This window comes from Nonomuraea sp. NPDC059023 (genome assembly GCF_042740095.1).
GTDB lineage: Bacteria > Actinomycetota > Actinomycetes > Streptosporangiales > Streptosporangiaceae > Nonomuraea.
In genome coordinates this window covers 1-3886 of record NZ_JBHYIO010000111.1, presented here as the reverse complement: position 1 = coordinate 3886, position 3886 = coordinate 1, and the positions used below count along the sequence as shown (strand labels likewise).

Here is a 3886-nt window from a genome sequence, read left to right as displayed (position 1 = left end):
CGGCCCTCGCTGTCGGGGCGGTCGAGCAGGATGTAGGCGCCGGGCACGTTCCAGCTTGGTCGAGGCTCTTGACCTGGTGGCGGTAGAGCAGGAGCATGCCGGCCACCTTGTGCTTGGCCCGAATCTTGATCGGCTCGTCGGGGTACTCGGAGAGGGTGACGACGAGCGGGAACGCGGCGAGCCGGACAGCGGACACGGGCACGGGGGGCTCCTTCACTGAGAAGTACTGGAGATGTCCCGGCCAGTATCGGTCACATCGCTCTGCGTGACCACACGTTTCCAACAAGCAACAAGTCGCTCACCTGCGGATTTACGACCAGGCACCCTCGGACCTGCGACGATGAACCTGCGGATTTCGGAACCGATGAAATGCCGGACCCGTGGCGTCACCTGACACCGCCACAGCGTCGGGCGGGTAGGCATCACGGTACGGGCGACTGTGGGCCCGGTACGGCCCTACAGCGGCCGGTACGGCGTTCCGCACCCCACCCCGACCCCGGATTGCCGCCCGCCGGGCCCGTGGGCGTTCGATGGCCGCCGGTCAGGCACTCAGAGGTCCTGGCCGGGATCGTTCAGCTGGCCAGGGAAGGCGGGCTGGCTGGTACGGCGCGCATGCGGGCCTCGTTCTGGGCGGCGGTGAGGAGGGCGGCGGTGGCCTCGGCCGTACGGCGGGCGGCCAGCATCTGGATCGCCTTGGGGGCGTCGCGCTCATCCATCACCAGCAGCATCCCGACCTCGCTGACGTGGGTGCGGACCTTCCAGCCGAGCTGGCGACCGGCGACACAGACGGCTTTGCGAACCTCGACCGCCCCACCCAGCCCCGCAACCGCCTCACGGTTGAGCAGGACCTGGCCGAAGAAGCCGCCGCACTCCGGCCTCAGTTTGGCGGCCATCATCGCCTTCAGTCCCTCCACGAGATGGACGAAGCGGCGTCCGGCCAGCTCATCCTTGCGGTTCGGCATCCTGTCCACCTCCCGTGGCCTCACGCAGTGCAGGGGCTTGATCTCGGCGTATGCCGCCCCCGCCAGGGGCTGCCCAGAACTTGTACGAAAACGCTGTGACGTGCGAAAACAGCGCCGGTTGTGGGGTAGGTGCTGACGGCTGGGCCGCGATGGAGCGAAGCACTGGCCCGGCGCGGGAGACGACCGGGCCAGGACGCCCCCGAACGAGCCAGCCCCCCTCCAGCATCCGACCCGCACGCCGCATTCGACCCGTCTGCCGCACCAGTGTGGACGTAATCGAGCAGACACGTTGAGTGAACGGGCCTAGGTAGGCGCGAGAGCGCCCGACCGGACGCCGGGAGGGCCTCGATGATCGGGCAAGCGGCACCGCTGCCACAGACCGTCCACAGCCTGCGAACAACCGAGAAAGAGGCCCCTCGACGAACGGGTACGGACCGGCATGACGCGATCTTTGCTTGACGGCCCGTCCCAATTCGACCCTCGCCGCAGGTATTTAGATAAGTGACAGGGATCAGTGACCCGGTGCTCGGGCCACACCCACATGACCAAGCCCATCAACCACCGCATCACCCTCGACCACGACGTCCACAACGACTACGGCGCACCTGCCGTAGTGCCCGCTGATCCTCGCGGCGAACTCGTCGTCAACCGCCCACCGTTCCTGGCCCGGATACCGGCCGCGAACAGGGGTTCGAGCCCTGACCTGCGGACTTTGCTTGACACGGGCCATGGAGGTGGGTGTCGATACCGCCGCCACCAACCCACCCGCACCGAACCCGGCACGCCGGGGGCTGTGACCGGCCCGTCGCCAACGGGTCGGCTACACCCCGGCCCCGTGTGCCGGGGGCGGGCGGGGTTGGCGGCGTAGCGCCCACTACAGCCCGCCTGGCCGCACGGGTCGCGCATCCCGCGCGCCCCGGACCGGCACCTATTCATTCACGCGCATGGAGGTGATGCATGACCAGCACGACCCCGGACCAGCCCCTCGACGCCGAGACGGCCGGGCGAGCGGAGGTGGTGAGCCTGCTGGCGGCCGGACGGCTGCTCGGCATGGGCCGCACCAAGACCTACCGGCTCGCCCAGGCGGGTGCGTTCCCGTGCCGGTGCGCGGGTTGCGGGCGCTCCTCGACCAGCCAGAAGGACAAGGCGGCGATGACCGCCTCATGCGAGAGAGGGGATGACCACGATGGCCAACAACCCGACCACGACGAAGGCGGCGGTCAAGGAGCCGACCGTCGCCAAAGGCACCACGCACAAGATCTGCGCCTGCATCGATCCCGACACCGGCAAGAACATCGGCAAGACCTGCCCGAAGCTGCGCACCACGCACGCCAACGGCGGAAACGGTGGAGTTCGACGCACGGCACCTGGGCCTACCAGCTCGAACTCCCCGCGCACGCCGACGGCAAGCGCCGCAACCCGCTACGCCGCAGGGGGTTCGCCACGCTGGAGGATGCCGAGGCGGACCTGGATCACGCCCGCGGCCTGCTCGCCCTGGACCCCGACCCCGCCGTCCGCAGGCAGATCACCACACTGATGCTCTCGGTACTCAAGACCACCCAGCAGCTTCCCGACACCGAGGAGGTACGGCGCAAGGTCCGCACCCATCAAGATCTGAACCGGCACATCACCGTCGGCGAGTGGCTGGAGGAGTTCCTCAAGCGCAAGCGCGCCATCGAGCCGACCACCCGGCGCTCGTACGAGTCGCACATCCGGCTCTACCTCAAGCCGTACCTGGGGGACATCCGGCTGGACCGGCTCCGCGTCTCCGACATCGCGGGCATGTTCGACGCGATCGAGGAGTTCAACGACATCATCGCCACCGAACGCACCAGCGGCGACCCCACCCGCGCAAGGGCGGTGCGCTACCGGCGTCCGGTCGGCCCCACCACCATGCACCGCATCCGCGCCACCCTGCGCCACGCGCTGAACATCGCCATCAAGCAGGACAGGTTGCTGGCCTTCAACCCCGCCGCCGTCGTCGAACTCGCTGCCGCCTCCCGGCCCAAGGCGCTGGTGTGGACCGAGGAGCGGGTCGCCCAATGGCGCCATGATCACGCCGCCCATCTGGACCTGCTCAGGCGGGCTCGTGAGGGCAAGGGGGCAAGGAGGGTAAGCGGGTCGATCCCGTGGTCGCCTACATCGGTGCGCCGCGCCCCTCACCGGTGATGGTGTGGACCCCGCAGCAGACCCAGCAGTTCCTCACCTACGCCCGAAGGGATCGCCTGTTCGCCCTCTACCGGCTGTATGCGATCAACGGCCTGCGCCGGGGTGAAGGGGTCGGTATCCGCAAACCGGATGTGAACTACCAGGCGGGCCGGATCGGGATTCACTGGCAGATCACCCAGCTCGGCTGGGACCCCATCCAGGGCACCCCGAAGACCGATGCCAGCGACCGGGAGATCGCGGTCGACGCCGAGTCGATGACCTGGCTGAAAGAGCACGAACGGCGGCAGGCGCGGGAGCGGCTGGCCGCAGGCGCGGACTGGGTGGAGTCCGGGTTCGTCTTCACCGACGAGATCGGCCGGCCCCTGCACCCGCAGCAGGTGACGGACCGCTTCTACGCGATCTGCTACCAGGCCGGACTGCCACCGATCCGCCTCCATGACCTACGGCACCTGGCGGCCACAGCGATGCTCGCGGCCGGGGCGGATGCCGTCCTCGTGCAGAAAGCGCTCGGGCACCGCACGGCGTCCTTTACCCGCGACACCTACATCAGCGTCTACCCCGAAGCCGCCGCAGCAGCGGCCGAGGCGACCGCCGCGTTCCTGACCGGAACCCCCGCACCCACACCCCGGCCGCAACCACCTACTCGCCGGGCCACACGAGCGGGAGTGAAGGGTGCGGCATCCGGCGAGGACGGTGGGACGGTGATCCACCTGCCCACCAACTAGGTCGGAGAAGGGAGGTGGGTCAGCGTGCGC

General features: G+C 69.0%; 4 protein-coding genes. 2 read left to right on the top strand and 2 right to left on the bottom strand.

The window, feature by feature from the left end; all coding sequences use genetic code 11:
* Both ACFWYW_RS59025 and ACFWYW_RS59020 read right to left on the bottom strand, forming a co-directional pair.
* On the bottom strand, positions 1-202 hold a 202-nt coding region (locus ACFWYW_RS59025), incomplete at its 3' end, for a hypothetical protein (protein WP_379625695.1).
* Between the two features lie 370 nt (positions 203-572).
* Positions 573-962: a hypothetical protein gene (locus ACFWYW_RS59020; RefSeq protein ID WP_379625693.1), complete on the bottom strand. Its 390-nt coding sequence runs from the start codon at positions 960-962 to the stop codon at positions 573-575.
* Between the two features lie 957 nt (positions 963-1919).
* Here ACFWYW_RS59020 and ACFWYW_RS59015 point away from each other — a divergent pair.
* On the top strand, positions 1920-3131 hold the full coding sequence (locus ACFWYW_RS59015) for a hypothetical protein (RefSeq protein ID WP_379625691.1): 1212 nt from the start codon (positions 1920-1922) through the stop codon (positions 3129-3131).
* Positions 3092-3856: a site-specific integrase gene (locus ACFWYW_RS59010; RefSeq protein ID WP_379625689.1), complete on the top strand. Its 765-nt coding sequence runs from the start codon at positions 3092-3094 to the stop codon at positions 3854-3856. The genes ACFWYW_RS59015 and ACFWYW_RS59010 overlap by 40 nt, the downstream gene beginning before the upstream one ends.
* Positions 3857-3886 lie beyond the last annotated feature (30 nt).